Below are 19,723 nucleotides of genomic sequence, written 5' to 3' on the forward strand. Positions count from 1 at the left end.
TTGGTTAATAGTGGTATAGTTGGATTATTAGCACTCACTTACACCGAGTGCTAATAATCCAATGAATGGCGGGTGTGCAAATGTTAAATTCAAATCTTCCAGTACGTCAAAATCCTCTTTATGCCCCAATGTTGCTATCTGCTTTACCTAAGAAAAGAAGTATAATATCTCAAAGTGAACATGATCGTGCCATTGAAAAAATCGCAGCTATTAATCACAATGCAGATAAGTATGTTCTTGCAGCCCACATTAACTGGATGAATCGTGGCAATCCTGAGAAAATTGGCCATGTTGTACCAGACATTGAAGTACATGATAGTTCAGGCAAAACATTTATTGAAGTTGAAACGCTCGATAGTTTGCTACAAGATCATTCAATTTCTCAATATCGTGTTTTGAATCGTTGTCCTCATAAAGCTATCGTTGTTTTGGCTATACCTATTCGTCATGATAAGAACAGATTAAATAGATTGCTTAATGGATTCATAAATCTTGGATTTTCAAACATTGAATTCAAAACTATAGAGGTTTAGTTTGATTGGAGCGGATAGGTTCTTCCGCTCTTTTTATTTTCAATTTCTCGCTCGACAATTTTGTCGTACGAGGGTACTCTTGATAAAACTTACCTTTCATCTTTAAATTAACCTCAGTTTACAGCCAACTTTGTAAGCCAGCTGTACACAGTGTACAAACTTTTAATTGTCCCAGTTGATATTCTCCAGCAACAAATATGCACTTTTTTCATCATAGAATTTATCAAAAAACTCTTTAACGATCTCTTTGCTTGGTAGTTCTGCCCACTCTTGTACTTCACTGATATAATCGTCTGGATAGACAATGTAATTCTCCTTGTTTTCTGGTGTATCTCCAAGAGATTCAAGGCTCATCAATCCTGCATACATGCCATAATCTTTAAGTAAATCATCTACAGTGTTATAAGTTTTCATTTCCATTCATACATTCATTCCATTTCTTTATGTATTTTTATTATTAACCAAATAGAATCTTTCCTCCACCTTGCAGTAAGCAGCCTTTTTAACCGCCTCGCCATCCAAATCATCAATAATTGCCTGAATTTTTTCAATCTTGGGATGCTTGTCGAATGAACCAAAATTACCAACAACTTCATTCTCTTCATTATAAAAAACAAGCATCAGCATCTGTACAACTTCCAGATTATCTCACCTCCTTTCAAGTTCACTATCAATAACTCAGCATGTTTGTCTATCCATAATTCTGTAAAATAGATCCATTGTATCCACATGATAAAAGAACGGACTGTATTTATTTTTCTTATCATCTGATCCACCATTTAAACCAACAGCTAAATTATTCAAACCTCCCCCATCTTTGTTAATTTTCACAATCCATGCACCTCCACTATCGCCATGTTTGAAAGGATTGCCTATCATCTCTACTACATTGTCTTTAACTACTCCCTTTTGCCCATTAACAGCAAACATTTTTTTGTTTTCGCCATAATTTTCAGGGTATCCGATTGACTGAAACTCATTATGAGGGTTTCCAGCTTGAAGCCCCAGCCAAAAATCAAATGGTTTATTGGTAAAAGCAAAAGCATAATCCAATGATCGTCGGTAATTTCCACTACTCCCCACAAATTTATCATGAGTACCTACACGTAAAAATGTGAAATCCTCTCCTTGTTTTCCTTCGATGTGTCCACGACTAAAGACAAAGTCTGTATAATATTTTCCGTTTTCTGAATTTCTCACGCAATGGGCAGCTGTAAGAATCACACTACAATGTCCTACAAACTGAGCTGATCCAACGTAATCCTGAGTTGTACCATCATCCCTTACTTCCTTGAAAAACAGCTTCCCTCCACAGTGGTATGGATGTTCATTCACATTGGGTTCAAATGGTTCACCAAAAAACGTTTTACTTTGTGCTTCCTTGGGTCCCTTTCCAGGGATAATGATATTCTCATGATCTTTAAACATAATTTGAGACTCGTGCTTGCTTACTTCTTTGACTAGTGGAGGCTGAATTGGTTGAGCCTTCGCCCTTCTTTCTGGTGTCCAGTACTCTAAAGTTTTATGTTCATCTTCTTTTGACAAATCCAAAATATTAAATTTATTATCCATTCCAAACCTCCTACGAGTTAATACTTATAGTGTTTGTAACAAAAAATATTTTATCCGAATTTGTCTTTATGAAATACTTGTTTTATTTCATTTCACTTCACTTGGGAAATGCTTTCTTGGATCAAGCGCTCCAATTCTTTCTCATGAGGCTCTGCTACTAAATTGAAAATTACATTCTTGTTGGTTTTGGTATTAGTAATACGGGCAGCAAAACGTACATCTCCAGCAGATTTGTCGATTCCAATTTCATAATTTTCTTTCATTTTATCCATCCTTATATATGTATTCTTGTGTTTATAAATCCTCTATTTTAGTAGCTATAATATAATCGCCCTTTTTCGTTTATTACACAAAAATCATTTTTTTTGATTAGATCAAAGAACGTATCCTTTAGTCCAATTCCTGCACCAGAACCTTCAAAAACAATCTGGGTAGGTTTATTTACGAATACCTCATCATCTATATGTGCTGAAAGTTCTTGGAAATTCCCCTTGAATCTTTTAGGCATGAAGTTATAACCTTCATTCAAATCTATTTTATGAACTACACATTCATTTCCTCTGTCTGTTCTTTCAGTTTCTACATAAAAAACAATATTATTATTCATTTTCATTACTCCTTTTATTTGTTTTATTGATTGTTCCTTAATCCTTTTGTCTTAATCATCGATAGAGTAAAATCTATAATTGCTTCAATAAGGTATATTGCTTGCTCCCTATTATTTCCCTTGTTAGTGACTAATTCTTTTCCAATGTAGCAACTAGCAAGGTATGGATGTTCTCTATCATTGATTTTAGAGACTTCAATCATAAAGCCTTTATGCATATGCATAGTGACAAACACTCCCTATAATGAAACCCTAATTTCATGTTAATTTATGTCCATAAAAATGTGTACACTTCAAATTTGTAGCTGCATCCCCCTCAATCCACCAGTCAGGTCTACCCTTATCAGAAAAACCAGTATGATTAATAAAGCCTGTGATAATGGGATATGGGAAATCAATGTCATTAGTGAAATTAACGTTCTCATCTATAACTGATATTTCAGACAGTGGTCGACGATAAAACTTCCTTACATAAATCTTCTTGTACTCAAATTTTTCACGCATACTATTAACAAGTGAGAAATCTGGAACAATTACATTGTAATCATGTTTCTTAGCAAATTGGATCAATGCAGTGGTTTTTCCTGTACCTTTCATACCTCCTGTATATACCAGTCTTCTATCGTATGCGGCTCGCTCAAGTTCTTCTATGTATTCTCTATTTAGATATTCTAAAACTCCAGAAGAGAACTCTCTTGTTCCAATCTTAACTTTAAACATATCCATCAACTAATAATCTCTTAATATCCATCACCTTTTTCATTTTCTAATAAAATTCTAGTTTCATACACTTCTCTATTAATCCAGCATCGGCGATATAGTTATCAACTGAACTAGAATATAAAACAGGCGTATCATGACAACACTTCAACATGTTTTCTACAAGAAACATATCCATTTGAAATGTACCAGAATCAATTTGAGCAATCACTTTTGTACTTAAATCTTTCCCAACACTAACAACTTTCGTTACTTTCAGCCCTTTATAAGTTTCTATTTTATATCCTTCATAATCCGCACTAATAATAATACTTTTTCTAACTTCATTCTGCATTTTGTATTTCCCTTTCGATAATCGTAACCTTAAATGTTTTTAATTATATTCACTATTAAAAAGATAACTATTTAAAATATTCTTAGCTTTACCTGTATTAAATCCATTTGAACCCTTAAAAGGTACATATGTACGATAGCTTAAGTTACCTAAATCATTTGTAATCTTGCATTCAATAGATCCTACAGGTATATGAAATGATCTATTTGTAAAACGAACATAAACGTAACTTATTTCATCACCGTTACTTTTTTTAACTCTATGTATTCCCTCTTCGTTAGCCACCCCTTCCAGTAGAGCCTTATTAATAATCTGATTTTTTAAATCATATAAGTATTCTTGTTTTTTTAATAACTTCTCTACACTACACTTACTCTTAGTATATCCTGTTTTATGTCTAATATATTTCAATCTCTTTGCCGCTTTGTTTATTGTATATACAGCTTCCTCTAGATCAGTAGCATTCATTTCTTTTTCTTTTCACCTCCTTTCATATTCATAATATACGGTAATTCAAATCACAAGTCAATTACTTTGTATATATTTATTATTAAACTAACATTAGGTGTCTTCCGTGCTTATTAATTAACTCTATTCTTTCTTCTTCTAATTTATCCATTTCCCTTTTTAAAAGTAGTTTAATAAGATCCGAATTGTTTACACAATGGTACTCATACGCAAGTTCTTTATACCACAAATGAACTTCGCTCAACTCCTTCTTTCCGTCTTCATTTTCATAGGCACTATTAATTAATATCTCAGATAAACCAACATTAGGCATTTGACTCACAGATTTTTTGAGTTCAGCAATCCTCATTCCTTCTTCTATCTCTTCATCAGTCCAATCATAAAGATCTTGCCAATTATCCAAGTTATCCCTAATATCCATGATAAACCTCTATTCCCTGTATATTAAAATAGCTGATTTCAGTTCGCTAAGGCAAATATATAGCCATATTATAATATTGTCAATAAATTTTATTATATTTATTATTATGAAATCTTTTTTACTATTTCCTATCTCTTTATCCTCTTCCGTACCATCTCAACAGCAGCATCCACTAACTCAAAATAGGATTCAGGTAAGTCTGCAATTTTATGAATAAGCATATCTTTACCTATTGTACGGTCTTGTTCACACAGAATTACACTATCTCTTTTAAACCCCAGATCATTGGCAACGATCTTTACATGCGTAGGTATGTTCTTTTTTGTGGTACTGCTTGTTATGGAAACCGCACTAACTACAGGAGAGAATTTATTTCCGATGTCGTTACTAACAATCAGTATGGGTCTAACTCCTCCCTGTACAGAACCCTTGCTTTCACCTAAATCTGCAAGCCATATTTCATCTTTTCGAACAATCTTATTGGCAGTCGCCTCCATTACCATACTCATATGTACCACTCTCCATTATTAAGTATTGTTTCTGTTCAATTTGATTTATTCTTTATATCTGTTATTATACACATCCGTATAATTATAATCAAGTTTTTTTATATTTATCATTGAAATATTTTGTAAAACTAATGCTTATTTTCACAATCTCCAACTCTTGTTTTCATCTATTTTGATCCCTTTTAGTAAAAAAATAACCCCGAGATATCTCCGTGTTGGAAATATTTCAAGGTTAATTGTCAACTTATTTCTTTTTCCGAAATCACACCATTTTTCTTATATATTCCCATCTGATAGCAGAAATCCATTTTATCTTCTATCATTGGCATAAACATAGAAATATCCTTTTTATCATCCAATAACATATTCTTATGTATAGTCGTTGTGTTAGATAGATCAACATAACATTCTTTTCCAGTTACTGTTTTGGGAAGAAATGCGAACATAGGATGACTCCCGCTTTTTGTGGCTTCATACCACGGTTCATCCTTTTCATACTCTTCAATACTATAAATTTTTGCAATAATAACATCTTTATGTTCTGAGTCACTGTTCAAATCGTCTGAAGATAAAACAACAACTTTTCGTTGTTTCAATCTTAATACAACTTCATATACTTCGGATTCTTGAAAAGTTGTACTTAGAGAAACAGCCGTTCCAGGTACAGGAGTCTTTTTTCCACGATATGCACTTTTTCTATCTGGAATAAAAAACTCAAGAGGTCTCTCTCCTACATAGGGAACAGCTGCTTCAAATATCCAACCACGTTTGATTAATCCCCAATTCTCTTTTTCAAGAAATTTCGTGTTATCAGACAATGTTATTCCTCTCTTCGTCTCTTTTTGGCAGTGGAAATCATTTGTTCTCTCGTTAATTTTTTAATTGGTATAACTTGAGTGTAGTCTCGTTCTTGTTTTCTTTTTCTATGTTCAGATAGTTGAGTTATGGAAGTTGGAGACATCCTTCTCACTCCTTTTTTTCTAGTCATTCACAATCACTTCCTCTATCAATTTTGATAGATTATATGAATGTAAATTCTAGAATATGTTTTGTTTTTGCATTGTTCTATGTTCCGCGAACACCGCTGTGGGCGGTGATGGCGTTAACTTAAGTATACCATAATTACCCTATTGTAACTACGCTTAATCGTAATATTTTTCCATGTGTAATTGTATATAATAAATTAAAAAGAATGTATTAGAATTAAGACTATGGAATTTTTAGATGTCTATTTGAATATAGGATGCACTTTTTGAACATCAAAAAAGCCAACACGGATTGTATTGGCTGGTGCTATGTATTTATTCATTTATAAAATGATTCATTCTCAACTCTTTTTTGATACTCGCTATCTTTATAATTCATAAAGTCATTATAGTCCTTATTCGACCAATCTTTAACTGCTTTAGATTTGTAACTTGAGGTTTCATAAGAATTAATAAATATTAAAAATAGAGCAACGACTACTATAATTGGGATTATTTTACCACCGTATTTATCTACTGCAATATCCTTTGACCTTTCTTTATTTCTAATATTTTTAGCTTCTTTGAATTTTAACATTTTATCAGCGTAAGAAACCTCAGAATCAATAGCATCATTTTCTGTTACTACTGTAATGATAATTTCTTCTCTTTTTCTGGGCATTTCGTTTCCACAATGAAAACAAAATCTATAAGAGTCCGGAATTTCTTCTTTGCAGTGTTTACAAATCATTAATCGCATCTCCCAACAATTTAACTTACTAGGTTATAAATGTTAGAGCATGTAGGCTTCAAGATCAATATAACTTGAAGAGTTTTTTTGCATTTATTACATATCTGTCCCTCATTATTGATCGAATTCACGTTCAGAGCGTTAACCTTAATCAAAGATTAAACAGCAAGGTTTTTCCAAAACTACGTAGTGCAACAGTGAATCCCCAGTTACACTATCCTGTGGCGTTAATTGACATTTCCTTTCCTTTGCATCAATTGCTAAGATAACCATCTCAGAAGTTATTAAGAGTTAGCTTAAATCAATTCACAATCACATTTTCACTACCACCATCTATTGTTGTTGTATTCCCTAGATGTGTTGTAACAGTTGAACCTTCAAACGCTAATGCTTTACCATTTACAAAAACGTTACTACTTCCCATTGTAACCGAACCTGAACCACTACCTGAACTTGCAGGACTAATTGAAATAATATATCCCCCATAATGTGGATAGGGTTCAGGATCGGCTGTCCATTGCTCTTGTGTAGAGTCTCCTACTTTTATAGCAGGAGAACCGTTAATAAACACATTACTACTAGATGAATTCAATTCCCCTGTAACCTTAGCATCAGAATTCCAAGTTGTATTGCTATAGGTGGGGTTACCATTACTATTCGAACCAGATTGATAACGTTCAGTATACGTTACGTGGCTTGATTTAGTTGAATCGTTAATTGTTGAATTGCTATTTGCTGCTTTTGGGATGTTGATCACTCCTTATAGAAGAACATGTAAGATGTAAGACCAGTTTTTGTTGAAGAATTTGTCACATAATCAATAGCTTGTTTTCCAGAATTATCTTTAATATTGGGGTTGGATTTATAATAATTCGTCAGTTCACCAAGATAAAAAGGTATGTCGGCTATCGCTGCCACGTGTAGCGGCGTTTGCCCCTCACTATTAACAATATTTGGATTCAATGCATTTACCTTAATCACACTGTATACTGCAAAGTTGTTTTCCAAAATCACAAAATGAAGAATTGAGTTACCCGTTTCTTTGTCAATGGAGTTCACCGATATTTCTCCTGCTGCTATTCCTGCCTTAACTTTCTCAGCATCTAACTTACCATCTGTACTATATTTGTCATGCAATCCTTGCACATATTCCCCTCCTGATTTAGTCGATGAAGCGTTCGTATTCCCTGTATTAGTTCCTGTAGATGCTGAATTAGTAGTATTGGTTACCCCTTCAGCAAACGTTACAGTAGTTGAAGTAACTCCACTAACTGAATAGCCAAAAGAGTCACCAGCATCACGTACTGGAACATAAAGCTTATTTTGAACATTCATTGCTTCGACTGATTTTTGATTACTACCCACGACAATTTTAACTGTTTTAGGAGTTGCTTTTAGGTAAGTTGCTGCACCTACTGCCGTTCCTGCTGTTGAAACTACGCCTACTATTAACCCTAATGCAAAGGTTGGAATTTTTTTCATTGCTATGTACCCTCCCGAAGTTATATATGACATATCTATGATTACAGTATATACCATATATATCGGTAGATTAGATACTTTGAATTAGTTCAGCTTAATAGTTTGACCGTTGATTGTAACTGCTCCAGTAGCTTTAATATCAAGGTTTCCCTGAATATCCAATATCGCACCGGAGGGAGTCATCTCAAATACAGAACCACTCGATAATCCCATTTTCAATGAACCTTCTTGAGCCAGAAACTCAAAGTCTTTACTAGTTGCTACAAATTTACCTTTTTCGTTTGTAACATATACCCCTTCGTCACGAAGATCAATACTACGTTCAAACCCATAATTAGAGCTTCCATACTCATACTTAACCCCACCGTTATATTTATTGATTTCTGAGATACCACTATTTTCTGTACCATTATCTCCTTCACCCATTCTAAAATAAGGTGTTGCATCTGAACCCTCACCTTTAAATCCTGCTTCCATTTTAATTTTCTTATTAGAATCGTCAGACAAATACGTATAGACAGGCCAAGCAGTAGCTTCATTTGTCATTGTTCCAGTTTGAGAGGAATTAACCCAATACATTGGCTTACCATCTATATTAATATGTTCGCCTTGTGTGACATGTCCAGTGATCCATTGTACCGTCTTATCTTTGACTTCAATAAAGTTTGACCAACCCGAAATCGCTGTTCTATTCATTGTGGATAAAGAATTGGCAATAATATCGCTAATATAGCCCAAATTGGCACTCACCATTACGGCAGAGATTAGTTGAGCATCTAAGCTGGCAATTCCTTTTAAATCCCAAAGTCCGAAATCAATATATTTATTTTCGCTATCTATCATAAGTTCATTTTTACCATTGGTTACGACCAACTTTTTGAAAATAGATGTTCCGTCAGGTTTAATCCAACTCGGAGCATCTTCCGCATTTTCTGCCCCAGCCCAGAACCCAGTAGAGGGGAATAGTTTCATTACACCACCAATAGCATCACGAAGAGTAATAGATGAACCATATATATTACCGCCCGTTATATCACCGTCTGTGAAGAAAGAACTATTGATCTTAATGCCTTCAGCATGGACAATGCCTTGAGTATCAGCCCAGAACTGATCTTTCCAAATAGGATTTTCAGCAGTATTAGTATTTTTCTGAATATAAAAACCTCTTGTGGCATTCATCAAAGAGCGATACATTGTGTCTGATCTGGTTACGGTAATCCCATTCAGGCTGTCTATGATGGTTCCGTTGTAAAGCAAACCAAGCTGTACAGAAGAATATCTAATTGAATCATTGATTGAATTCACGATTGCAACAACAGAATCAAAATAAGATTTAAATTTCAATATAAACTCATCGCGATCAATGTTAGAAGTCTCTGTCATATTACTCAGAAGTGGTTGAAGGTATGCAATCAAAGCATTATAAGCAGTAGTAAACGGTGGAATATCAATTCTGACAGTGTCGTCTCTTGTAGTGGTCTTATAGTCATTCGCCTGTTGCAACAACTTTCCATACTCGGAAATAATCCGTGCTCGTTCGCCTAAAACTTGAAGCTTCTCAATTGCAGTCAATTTACCATCAGTAATAATATTTTCAAATTTACCAATATTCATCTCTTTGGTGTAGCCATTCAATAACAATCCATTATCTTTATCAATGATTTTCAAAGACTTAGCAGTCATGTCCTCACTAAACAAGTAGCCATTTGTATCAACAGAAAAAACATCATCAAACGAATAACCATTCCAACGTTGAATTTTAAATCCATCTTCTGAATTGGCAATAACCTTGTTGATCAAAGTGGAGTTGATATCGTAACCGTCATATCGATTAATGACCATGCCATATAAATCAGGTGCTTCTTCATATAACCCTAATTTCATAGCAACTCTACCATGTCTGTCCGTTATTGTTGTTTTCGGGCCCTCCATTAGCCATACACCATGAATGTCTCCAACAACAAGTCTTTGGGAAAGTACAACTTTCCCGTAGAGACTCTGTGCCACAATCCCGTCAGGAGTGATTCCCAACTCAAACCGCTGACCTCCCGATTTTGTCATTCCGATGACTCCGTGAGTTAATTTCAGGAAGCGCAAGGGGTCATTTAAATCATAAATCGTAATTCCTCGGTTGTCAGAAACAACCGTTTCATTAATACTCATATTAATCTGATTCGTTACCTTGTCCCAAAACTGTTCAAACAATAAACTCATATCAGAAACATCTGTAACTGATTTCAACCAATCACTTTTATTAGCGTCAATTGTTGAAGAGGTTTTATCATACTTATTCAAATAATTGAGAAGTTCTTCTGCCTGTCCCTCATTTCTTACATTGGCTATAGTAAGAGAAATCTTATCTCCCTCGAAGTCATAATTAATCTCAATTATCTTCGCTTTAATCTTGATACCCATGCGCTCATATCTGACAGTAATTTCATCACCAAGAACTAATTTATCCCACTTCGATTGTTCCTCTATTACACTAAGGAAATTGACAATATCAATATCCATCGAGAATTGAGGAACTTGTAGCTCTTTAAACTTTTTCTCTCCAGCATCCAATAAATCCTGTGCATCAATAATAGTGTCGTCTTTGTACTTTTGTTCTTTAATGAAGCTTTGGAGTTCAATCAATTGCTCATGAGTAAAATTATTATCACTTGATAGCAGAGATTGAAGAGATGTTATCTGAGAAAGAATAGAGTTTAAATAACCTGTTTGCTCTGTAATCTCAGCATTCTTATTATCTATCTGAATCTGTTTGTTATTTGGACAATAACGTTGAATGATTGCACTATCATTATTTGGAGTATCGTATTCACTCTGATTAATTGCCGTAACTTGAATATTGACTGTAGCAGATCCATTACCAGCTATCATTAGACTAGATGCTGTAAGCTCATTCAACTTCCCCAAAACTGTCCAAGTGTTGGAAAGAACAAATTTAGAAACTCCATTTAAGGACAACTGAACTCCATTAATGTTTGATGTTTTAACCATAACTGCATACGGATACATTGCTTGAAGTTCGTTAAAGTTAATTGTTTGAGTAATACCGTTATAATTATTATTCTCAAAGAACATTGTAGGGATTTTACTTGTATTCAATTGATAATTATCCACAATACTATAAATAACTTTTAATTCATTTTGCAAATCTACTAATTCAGACTGTTTGGTCGAAAGAATAGCACTATAACTATCTCTAGCTGTCTTCAGTAACCCAAACTGGTCTTTATTTTGCTTCACGAGTTCTTGATAATCCAAAATAGCATTACAAAGTGAGTCTGACATATATGTACTATGTTCTACCACTTTATTATTCATGTCTCTACAGAACGGATACATATAGTATGAGTAATCTTCGAGATAGCTCTGACCAGTAGAGGAAATGGAATTGATAGTGAGACCATCTTTCCCTTCTAACTTTAGTCTAGTAACAATCTCATTTGAATCAGACTTTTTATCAAAGCTTTTTAACAAACTCTCATATGAAAAAGTTAACCCTTTATTCTGACCGAATAACTCTTTCCTCGTAAGGTTAACTAGTTGTTTATCAGTGTCAAAGGAAACTACTGCATTGTACTTCTCAGCAATTTCATAAATCGATCCAAGTATTTTATTGTCCAGAAATTCAAAACTTCTTTTAGATAATTCAAAGTCTATATCGACTTCACCGACAGACCAAGTTGTTTTGTCTAAAATTTCATTTAATACAGTTCTTGCGCCTTTGGACTCAGCCTTGTAACCACTTAGGTCACGCTGCGCCAAGACATAATTAAGGCTATAAGCACTAATTTGTTTGAAATCCGAACCGTCTTCCATCACTTCATTAATAGTATGGATGGTAAACCATTCGCTTAATTTTCCGTATCTCATCTGGATTAAATAATCTTCTTTAACCAAATCAATGTTTTTATTCTTTTTAAGAACATGATGATCGTCAATGTAATAAGGAATACTTAAGGTCAATTCATATGTCTCGTTTACAGGCGTTTTTAAGTTGTCTTTATAGGCTTCGCTTAATTTAGATATGATTTCTTTATTAGGCTTGGCTAAAAAGTAACTTGTTTTATATAGTTTTTTCGAAAAATCTATTTCTCCTAACATAATTCCTCCAAATTAAATAAGACCACTCAAATAATTGAGCAGCCTCATTTATATATTTTGATTATCTTCCTTGTTTTTGCTTAAGAGTCAGAACATCATTTATCGTCGTGGCAACAAGCTTTGCATCTTTCTCTGTACCAATCACTCTATCAATATTGATTTCATATTTATTATTTACTGGTGCTATCTGAGAATCCAGATTTTTTCTATTTCCTACAATACCACTCGTTACTTGAGCCATGGTATTGCTCAGATTGTTTTTAATGTTCCCGATAATTTCACTAAAGAAATCTCTTGGACGATCCAAAACCACTTCGCCTTTTTTGAGTAAAGCTGGAACTTCAAAGTTTTCCCACCATTTCTTAGTGTTCGTACCCTCTACTCCTACTTCACCACCACTATGATATTTAGTGATCTTACTAAGAGCTGCATATGAGCCATCTTGAAAACCATACTTAGTTCGATATCCTTCATTGGTGCTATTTAGTTTCTCAAATTGCATCTGCTTATTTTTATAAGCAGATGAATCCTTCATAAGCGTCTTCATATCAATAAGCAATTGTTCTGCCATTTGTTTATTGGAGAGATACTCACTCCAAGCAGCATTCCGATTCATTGATTCTACAGGTGTAGTATTGTTAGGCTGTTCAGCTACATTACCTGTTCCACCAGAAGTATTTGGTTTATCGTTTATTGGAAAGTTGTTCGAGTAATCCTTATCTAGACCAATGGAATACTTTAGGTTTGCTTTTATTTTCTCAGCATACCCAGCAGAATTCTTTTCTAATTCATTAAAGAACGCATCATAAGCGATCTTTATTTTATCCAACTCGCTCTGAATTTTAACAGTATCTTCACTCATGAGATTTTGCTTCATATTGTAGAAATACTGTTCATCATTTAAGAGTCCATCATAATATTCGTCATTCTTCTTCTTTGCTTCTTCGATCCCCTTGAGAATCAACTTATTCTTATCGTCATCAAGTTTCTTTTCCTTATCAACAGCAGCCTTTCGGTCTTCAAGTTGATCAGATAAACCCTCTTTACGAATAGTAATTTCTCTATCCCGTTGGAGTTTAGTTATTTCCTCTTGTTTTGCATCTATCTCTTTTTGTAAATCAGCACGAGCCAATTTTTCCTCAAGAGAATCGTCTAAGAGTTTCGAGCTAAATTTACTATCTAATTCAGCCTTTTCCTTTTGAAGTTTAGCAAGTTGATCCGTGTAATCCTCTGCTGCAACTTCTCTGTCAAAACTCTTAGTCTGAGCATTAATAGCTTCCTCAAACTTAGACATCTCATCATCCAGATTAGACATTCTGGCTTCATGTCTTGCGTCCTCTGCTTCTTTTTCCTTATCGTATGCTGCATCACGTAATTTTTGTTGTTCCTGAAGCATCTTCTTATACTTCTCAATTACGTTATCTGCATATTCTTCACGAATGGATTTCAAAGAATCAGCGTAGTCATAAAGACTCATGGTTAATTCTTGAACTTGTTTCTTATAGTCCTCTTTAACAGATGCAGAAAGTTCTTCGTTCTTAGATTGGGTTTCAGCATAGTCCTTGAGCTTTTTAGTAGCTATAACTAATTCATCAATAATCGTAAGTTGCTTTTTAAGCTCAACGTTATAATCTTCTGTTCCTTCTTTGAATCCCTTTAGAGTAGCTTTAGATACATCAAGTTTGTGGTTAAGATCATCTATTTCTTTTGTTAGTGGGGTCGACTTCGAAGCAATGAGTTCGGCGTTGAGGTCTTTGATATCAGAGGTATAATCCTTTAGATTCAAATCATCAAGCATTTCCTTAAACTTTTTTCTAGTTGCAGGATCAAGCTTTTTACTGTTTGCTAAAGTTTCAAGAGATTTCTTCAGATTTTCATTCTCTTTATTTTGTTTCTTAGTTAGTTCAATCTGGATGTTCAACTCTTTATTGTATTCAGGAGAACCAATATCAAACTTTGACATACGATTCTTAGACTGTTCAATCAGATTATCCAAGTCTGAGATTCTTTGCTTCGTTGAATCAATCTGACTGTTGAAGTTCTCAATCAATAAAGCATACTTTTCTGATTGAACATCAAGCCAATCTGAACTTAACTTTTTGAGAATGTCATCCCATTCATTAGACTCAATTCCAAGCTTTTTCATTTCAGCTTGCAGTGTTGTTTTAGCTTCATGTTGAATGCCTTGAATATTCCCCTTGGCATTAACTTGTTTTTCATTTTCTTTGCGCCATTCTATCGAGTTTGGGTCAAGTTTCTCCTGAGTGCGCTTGGAGGAATAAATAAAGTCTTCTTGTTCTTGAATCTTTCTATCAAAACCTTCTTTGATAGATTCTAAAATAAGTAGATTATTTTGATAAATCTGATCATCAGTTTCATTGTTCTGCTTTAGTTGAGCTTCAACAGCATCAGCCATATCCTTTTGCGTTGGAGAATCAGTCTTAACAGTTGTATTCCCATCTTTAGTAGTTAACTTACCAGTAGAAGTGGATGATGAAGAACTAGCTACACGTTTTGCACCGTTATAAGTATACTTTTCTGTCCATGTCTTACTGTTTAAATCCTGTTCTTTTAATCCACTGTTGCCCATTTGAACGAACTTACCATTGCCTGTGTAGATACCCACATGAGAATTGTCTTTCCCAGTTGTATTGAAAAACACTAAATCTCCAGCTTGCAAGTCTGCCTTAGCTACTGCCACACCTTGTTTCGCTTGTTCCGCAGCGGTACGAGGAAGGTTAATATTTAAAAACTCATCAAACATCTCTTGAACAAACTGGGAACAGTCTGACGTTGCTCCCTTAACAAATTCTTCGTATGTTCCTTGAAATTTCCCCGATACTTGTTTGTAAGTGAACTTACCTTGAAGTCCTAGAGCATTAGAGAGCATGTTGTCAATTGAAGAAGAGCCAGAGCCTGTAGTAGATGAGGACGCAGAGGATGAACTATCATTTGTTTTAGTTGTTGTAGTAACCTTTGTTGCAACCAATTTCGAAGGATCTTTAATTCCTTCATTGCCAAGAATAATTTTCTCCTTGAGTAAATCATTCTCTTTTTTCAGAGAATCTTGGTATTCCTTGGAATCTTTTCTTAAACGACTACGTTTTCTAATTTCAGCATCACGAAGTTTATCGATTGCTTCCATTCTTTTCTGAAGTTCGGTTAAAATTTCAACAGTATCAGTGTAAGAATTATTCAGCTTTTCATTGCTTTTCTCAGCAGTAACTCCCAAGGTGGGATCTATCAAACTCTTAGCATAAACTTCACCAGTTGAAATTAAATTTTCAATTGCTTCAATATTCTTTTTAATTTGTTCGCGTTGTGCTAACGCCGCTTCACTAGTTTTTTTAATAGTCAGGTTTGTATAATCATCAACTGATTTAAGTAAATCTTTTGACAAAACATCAGCAAAGCCCTTTGGCATAAAGGAACCAAACAAATTAGTTCCAGAGTCACTAAGACTGGAAGGAGCGACCGGTTTATTCAATTCATCATCGATATCAAGTAGTGCTTGTTTAGCTTCTGCTAAATTATTAACTGTTTTAACTTGAAGTCCATATGCTGTCATTTTTTGAATTGAAGCATTGACTACACTAACTGCGTTCTTTTTCTCATTCTCAAGATCATTCTTGAAAAATTTTACTTTTTCATCTCTCAAAGTAGTTACGGCATTTTTTTCAATAGTCCAACCATCCGCAGTTTTCTTAGCATACTTAGCTAATTGGGGATAATTCTGAATTAGATCTCCAACAGTCTCAGAATTTAATTTATTTCCTTCATTAAGATCACTTAAAATTTGATTAAGTTCCTTAACTCCATCAGAGTTATCCTTGTAACTTGTATTAATATTCGCCATAGCTGTATCAAGATTGACTACTGATGACATCGCATCAAGACTCTTCTTGATGAAGTCGTCAAGCATTTTAAGCAGTTCAGGATTACCCTTAAACTGTTCAAACTCTTTGACTTGATTGATTAACGCAACAAAATTACTACCATCGTCTTTTAACTGACCTGAAAGTTTGACGATATCTTCAATATTCTTACTGTAATCTTCTAATGGTTGAGTAATTGAAACTGAATTAATCGAATCAAAAAACTCTTTCTGTTTATCATTAAGTTTGACTTGAGATTCAAATTGTTCAAGTGTATTCAGTTTAAGCAGTTCTTTTTGTTTTGATTCCGTGTTACCAATATCATCAATAGTTGGCTTAATTTCTTCGAGTTTAGTTTGGATGGCGCTAAGAACGATATCCCATTCATTCGCATTTTTAGGAGCAAACATAGGTGCATCGAATATGCTCTTATCTTCTGCATGAATCTTATCTCTCATGGCAAGGAGAGCTTTATAATATTGTTCTGGATCTAAATTATCCATTCCTTTAATATTAAACTCACGACCATTGTACCAATTTCCAAAAGCGCCTTTTATACTTGTATCATATTTCTTTTCTTTGGCAGAACTTACTCGAAACTTAGCATCATCGATTTCATTTTGTAACTTCTGTTTATTTAAATTTTTAAGCTTATCTAGTTGTTCATCGTATCTACCATTAACTAAATCTAAGCCTTTAGATTCGAGCCCAAATGAATCAATAAGCTGATTTTGTAATTTAAAAAGCTTATCTTTTACTTCTGAATTCTGATTGATTGCTGCATAATTTTCTTTGTAATAATTTTCAGTCTCTTGTAACGTACTGCCTAAGTCTTCATACTTTCTGTTTGCTTCTTCAATTTTTTGATTTTGTTCATCCATTACATTGCTATTGCTTCTTAATAGAGTGAATAAAATACTAAATGCTGAGACTGCAAGACCAATAACGCCCAATGAACGTTGAAAAATAGTCATACTTGTAGCAGCTCTAAGAGCTTCGGTAGAAGATGCCGATAGCGCGGCTTTAGTCATCGTCAAAGCTCGTACTGTATTAAATAACCCAACTATGGTATCAGCAATCGCCTTTGACTTAAACGTCATAAAAATTGCCGTAACCATAACCATAACATTTCCAAGATTATCTAACTTTTTAATAAACCAAGTCGTTGCATCGATTATGCCTTTTAGTACACCAACATTAAAGCTTTTTGTCCAAAACTCACTTGTAGCATTCTTTAGTAGTGCAACTCTTCCAGCCATTGAATTTATGTATTTTTCATTTTCTCTTGCTGCTGAACCTGTAGAATTTAATGCCGTTTGTAATGATTTTTCAGCATCAGAGAAATTAGTAATCAGAGATGCGGCAATATTACCTTGTAATTTACCAGCTACGCCTTCTAATACATCAGCACGTTGGAAATCTGTTAAATCTCCCCAAACACTTGCCAGATCCTGAAATATCTCATATGTACTCTTAAACGTGTTTTCATCTTTTTTCAGAGTCAAACCCAAACCATTAAATTTCTTCTCAAGAGATGGGATGAGTCCCGATAGATCTTCACCGTCTTCACTCATGCCTCTAAGTCGCATACTAACGGTTTTCAGCATCTGACCCACTCTTGCTGGGTCTTGGATTGTGCTATTCGCAGCAGTTGCAAGAGCAACAGACTCTTCTATAGTATTTCCAGCCTCAGATAAACTTGCCGCAGAACGTCGTAAAGCTTCACCAATACCAGCGGAAGAAATAGCAAACTTATTTCCTACTTCGTTATAAATATCAACTATTTTTGTAACATTTTTACCTTCGTTATCAACTTCAATCCCAAACCCTTTAATGGTTGAGATGAGAGATTTGGATGCATCTTCAGCACTTTTAATGTCCCCAACATTTTGATATACCAGTGTTTGTTTTGCTAGAGATTGAGCCTGTTGAATAGTGTAACCTAATCTTGCCCATTCAGTAGTCGATTTAACTACATCTATAGTTACACCGCCAATGGAATTTGCGATTTCATTTGCGTTTGATAGAAAGTGAGTGTAGGTTGCATTTGTCTCATCAGTTACTTTTCTCAAATCTGTCATGGCAGAATCTAATTCATAAATATGTTGTATTCCTGATTTTAAAGCATTAACTGACCCATAAAACAAACTGCCGATACCAGCATACATGAGCATACTGCTAAAGGTTCTTTTCAATGTATCACCTAATCCTTGAACACTAGGAGATGCATTTTTAGCCTCAGCACTAATTCTATTGATCTGATCGGTAATCTCTTTTGCTTTTCCTTTGAAATTAGCAGTTTGTGTATCCAAACTTTTTAGTTGTGACAATAAACCTGTTAATTGTGCAGAATCTACCTTTTCCTTATATCTACCTGACAATAAGTTATTAACTTGTGTCTCAGCGCGGAGTTGAGTAGATGAGAGGGAGGCACGATCTTTTTCAACTGTTTTTTGTCTGGAGGCCAGATTATTCAACGCTTCGATTCTTCGATTAATACCAGCAAGCTCACTGTTGGTTAATTGATTTCCACTATTTTTAGTTTCATTGAGTTTACTCAGGACTTTATCATATTGTCTATTTAGGACTTCAAGAGCCTTCGCTTCAGCAACGCCGCTAGAAGCACTATTTGTATTTTGTTTACCAGAATAAGCATAATTGATTAATGATTGAGTTTGTTTCTGATTCTTGGCTTTCAGATCGTTATTCACTTTTAAGGCTTGATAATGTGCTTTATCTAAAGCCTCTGATTGCTTATTTGCAGCCTGAAGGTTCTTCCAATCCATTTCACGATTTTTTTGAAGCGCTAGATAATGGAGTTTGTCCATAGTTTCAATTTTTGCTTTATTATCTTTAAGTGCATTGTAGTGAGCGCGGTCAATAGCCTCAATCGCTTTACGTTCTTTATCGTAATCAGTAGTATTTACAATGTCCTTGATGCCACCATCAGGTAGTTTCGTAACAATCTGAGTTTGATTTCCATTTGCATATCTTGCCGTGGTCATACCAGCTTTATTTACTTGGTCTCTAACTAATCTCCACTTGTTACCCGCTTTTATAGCTTCATTTGTAGCTCTAGTTTGTTCTTCAATCTGCTGTGTTGTTTGTTTCAAACCATTATTTACATTATTATTTGCAATACTCTGTTGTTGGAGCTGTGTAGTGATACTATTTAGATTTTTTGATAAAGATGAAACATTGGAAATAAATGATTTATCTATATTTAGCTTTAAATCGAGTTTTTGAAGAGAGGGATGCTTACCTAAAGCTTTAATATTTTCATTAATTGATTTCAGACTGATACCCGTATTTAATTTTGCAGATATGAGTATTGCTAATGGGTTTGCCATTGTACACCACTTTCTTTAGTTTT

The 19,723-nt window shown here is 34.4% G+C and carries 18 protein-coding genes; 1 reads left to right on the top strand and 17 read right to left on the bottom strand.

Translation table 11 applies throughout. The annotated features are described in order from the left end of the window. The first annotated feature begins 80 nt into the window (after positions 1-80). Positions 81-533 carry a hypothetical protein gene (locus tag MHB37_RS22000; protein WP_405168498.1) on the top strand — a complete coding sequence of 151 codons (453 nt, stop codon included), beginning with the start codon at positions 81-83 and terminating at the stop codon, positions 531-533. 162 nt (positions 534-695) lie between these two features. Here the strand turns inward: MHB37_RS22000 and MHB37_RS22005 are convergent, their stop codons facing one another. From MHB37_RS22005 to MHB37_RS22085, 17 genes are all read right to left on the bottom strand, one after another. After that, positions 696-953, bottom strand: a complete 258-nt coding sequence (locus MHB37_RS22005; protein ID WP_405168499.1) for a hypothetical protein — start codon at positions 951-953, stop codon at positions 696-698. 21 nt (positions 954-974) lie between these two features. Then, complete coding sequence (locus MHB37_RS22010) at positions 975-1,160, bottom strand: hypothetical protein (RefSeq protein WP_405168500.1); 186 nt, start codon at positions 1,158-1,160, stop codon at positions 975-977. 51 nt (positions 1,161-1,211) lie between these two features. Further along, the gene (locus tag MHB37_RS22015) at positions 1,212-2,105 is read right to left on the bottom strand and encodes a trypsin-like serine peptidase (RefSeq protein WP_405168501.1); all 894 of its coding nucleotides are present in this window, start codon (positions 2,103-2,105) and stop codon (positions 1,212-1,214) included. 92 nt (positions 2,106-2,197) lie between these two features. Next, a complete protein-coding gene (locus MHB37_RS22020; RefSeq protein WP_405168502.1) occupies positions 2,198-2,368 on the bottom strand; it encodes a hypothetical protein in 171 nt (56 codons plus the stop codon). 47 nt (positions 2,369-2,415) lie between these two features. Beyond that, positions 2,416-2,712 (bottom strand): hypothetical protein, encoded by a 297-nt coding sequence (locus MHB37_RS22025; protein ID WP_076129106.1) that lies wholly within the window; start codon positions 2,710-2,712, stop codon positions 2,416-2,418. Between the two features lie 23 nt (positions 2,713-2,735). After that, entirely contained in the window at positions 2,736-2,936 is a 201-nt protein-coding gene (locus MHB37_RS22030; protein WP_405168503.1) for a hypothetical protein, read from the bottom strand. Between the two features lie 34 nt (positions 2,937-2,970). Then, on the bottom strand, positions 2,971-3,438 hold the full coding sequence (locus tag MHB37_RS22035; protein WP_405168504.1) for a hypothetical protein: 468 nt from the start codon (positions 3,436-3,438) through the stop codon (positions 2,971-2,973). A gap of 40 nt (positions 3,439-3,478) precedes the next feature. Continuing rightward, on the bottom strand, positions 3,479-3,766 hold the full coding sequence (locus tag MHB37_RS22040) for a hypothetical protein (RefSeq protein WP_405168505.1): 288 nt from the start codon (positions 3,764-3,766) through the stop codon (positions 3,479-3,481). A gap of 39 nt (positions 3,767-3,805) precedes the next feature. Then, a complete protein-coding gene (locus tag MHB37_RS22045) occupies positions 3,806-4,234 on the bottom strand; it encodes a YkyB family protein (protein WP_405168506.1) in 429 nt (142 codons plus the stop codon). Between the two features lie 82 nt (positions 4,235-4,316). Then, a complete protein-coding gene (locus MHB37_RS22050) occupies positions 4,317-4,655 on the bottom strand; it encodes a hypothetical protein (protein ID WP_405168507.1) in 339 nt (112 codons plus the stop codon). A gap of 128 nt (positions 4,656-4,783) precedes the next feature. After that, positions 4,784-5,164, bottom strand: coding sequence for a type II toxin-antitoxin system PemK/MazF family toxin (locus tag MHB37_RS22055; RefSeq protein ID WP_405168508.1), 381 nt, complete (start codon positions 5,162-5,164; stop codon positions 4,784-4,786). A 239-nt stretch (positions 5,165-5,403) separates the two neighbouring features. Beyond that, positions 5,404-5,982 (bottom strand): hypothetical protein, encoded by a 579-nt coding sequence (locus tag MHB37_RS22060; protein ID WP_405168509.1) that lies wholly within the window; start codon positions 5,980-5,982, stop codon positions 5,404-5,406. A 487-nt stretch (positions 5,983-6,469) separates the two neighbouring features. Next, positions 6,470-6,880 (bottom strand): zinc ribbon domain-containing protein, encoded by a 411-nt coding sequence (locus MHB37_RS22065; protein WP_405168510.1) that lies wholly within the window; start codon positions 6,878-6,880, stop codon positions 6,470-6,472. A gap of 301 nt (positions 6,881-7,181) precedes the next feature. Then, entirely contained in the window at positions 7,182-7,637 is a 456-nt protein-coding gene (locus MHB37_RS22070; RefSeq protein ID WP_405168511.1) for a hypothetical protein, read from the bottom strand. Continuing rightward, positions 7,634-8,362, bottom strand: a complete 729-nt coding sequence (locus MHB37_RS22075; protein ID WP_405168512.1) for a hypothetical protein — start codon at positions 8,360-8,362, stop codon at positions 7,634-7,636. Before MHB37_RS22075 ends, MHB37_RS22070 begins: the two co-directional genes overlap by 4 nt. Before the next feature lie 84 nt (positions 8,363-8,446). After that, positions 8,447-12,475 carry a phage tail protein gene (locus MHB37_RS22080; protein WP_405168513.1) on the bottom strand — a complete coding sequence of 1,343 codons (4,029 nt, stop codon included), beginning with the start codon at positions 12,473-12,475 and terminating at the stop codon, positions 8,447-8,449. A gap of 61 nt (positions 12,476-12,536) precedes the next feature. Next, a complete protein-coding gene (locus tag MHB37_RS22085) occupies positions 12,537-19,700 on the bottom strand; it encodes a phage tail tape measure protein (protein WP_405168514.1) in 7,164 nt (2,387 codons plus the stop codon). Positions 19,701-19,723: the final 23 nt, after the last annotated feature.

It is taken from the genome of Paenibacillus sp. FSL H3-0286 (assembly GCF_045040705.1).
GTDB classification, from domain to species: Bacteria; Bacillota; Bacilli; order Paenibacillales; family Paenibacillaceae; genus Paenibacillus_AQ; species Paenibacillus_AQ odorifer.

Excerpts from the sequence above, each read along its gene's own strand:
- MHB37_RS22065 (WP_405168510.1), bottom strand. The coding sequence starts at position 6,880 with ATGATTTGTAAACACTGCAAAGAAGAAATTCCGGACTCTTATAGATTT.
- MHB37_RS22005 (WP_405168499.1), bottom strand. The coding sequence starts at position 953 with ATGGAAATGAAAACTTATAACACTGTAGATGATTTACTTAAAGATTAT.
- MHB37_RS22045 (WP_405168506.1), bottom strand. The coding sequence starts at position 4,234 with ATGAATGCTACTGATCTAGAGGAAGCTGTATATACAATAAACAAAGCG.
- MHB37_RS22085 (WP_405168514.1), bottom strand. The coding sequence starts at position 19,700 with ATGGCAAACCCATTAGCAATACTCATATCTGCAAAATTAAATACGGGT.
- MHB37_RS22075 (WP_405168512.1), bottom strand. The coding sequence starts at position 8,362 with ATGAAAAAAATTCCAACCTTTGCATTAGGGTTAATAGTAGGCGTAGTT.
- MHB37_RS22010 (WP_405168500.1), bottom strand. The coding sequence starts at position 1,160 with ATGCTGATGCTTGTTTTTTATAATGAAGAGAATGAAGTTGTTGGTAAT.
- MHB37_RS22030 (WP_405168503.1), bottom strand. The coding sequence starts at position 2,936 with ATGCATATGCATAAAGGCTTTATGATTGAAGTCTCTAAAATCAATGAT.
- MHB37_RS22040 (WP_405168505.1), bottom strand. The coding sequence starts at position 3,766 with ATGCAGAATGAAGTTAGAAAAAGTATTATTATTAGTGCGGATTATGAA.
- MHB37_RS22025 (WP_076129106.1), bottom strand. The coding sequence starts at position 2,712 with ATGAATAATAATATTGTTTTTTATGTAGAAACTGAAAGAACAGACAGA.
- MHB37_RS22055 (WP_405168508.1), bottom strand. The coding sequence starts at position 5,164 with ATGAGTATGGTAATGGAGGCGACTGCCAATAAGATTGTTCGAAAAGAT.
- MHB37_RS22020 (WP_405168502.1), bottom strand. The coding sequence starts at position 2,368 with ATGAAAGAAAATTATGAAATTGGAATCGACAAATCTGCTGGAGATGTA.
- MHB37_RS22080 (WP_405168513.1), bottom strand. The coding sequence starts at position 12,475 with ATGTTAGGAGAAATAGATTTTTCGAAAAAACTATATAAAACAAGTTAC.
- MHB37_RS22000 (WP_405168498.1), top strand. The coding sequence starts at position 81 with ATGTTAAATTCAAATCTTCCAGTACGTCAAAATCCTCTTTATGCCCCA.
- MHB37_RS22015 (WP_405168501.1), bottom strand. The coding sequence starts at position 2,105 with ATGGATAATAAATTTAATATTTTGGATTTGTCAAAAGAAGATGAACAT.
- MHB37_RS22050 (WP_405168507.1), bottom strand. The coding sequence starts at position 4,655 with ATGGATATTAGGGATAACTTGGATAATTGGCAAGATCTTTATGATTGG.
- MHB37_RS22035 (WP_405168504.1), bottom strand. The coding sequence starts at position 3,438 with ATGGATATGTTTAAAGTTAAGATTGGAACAAGAGAGTTCTCTTCTGGA.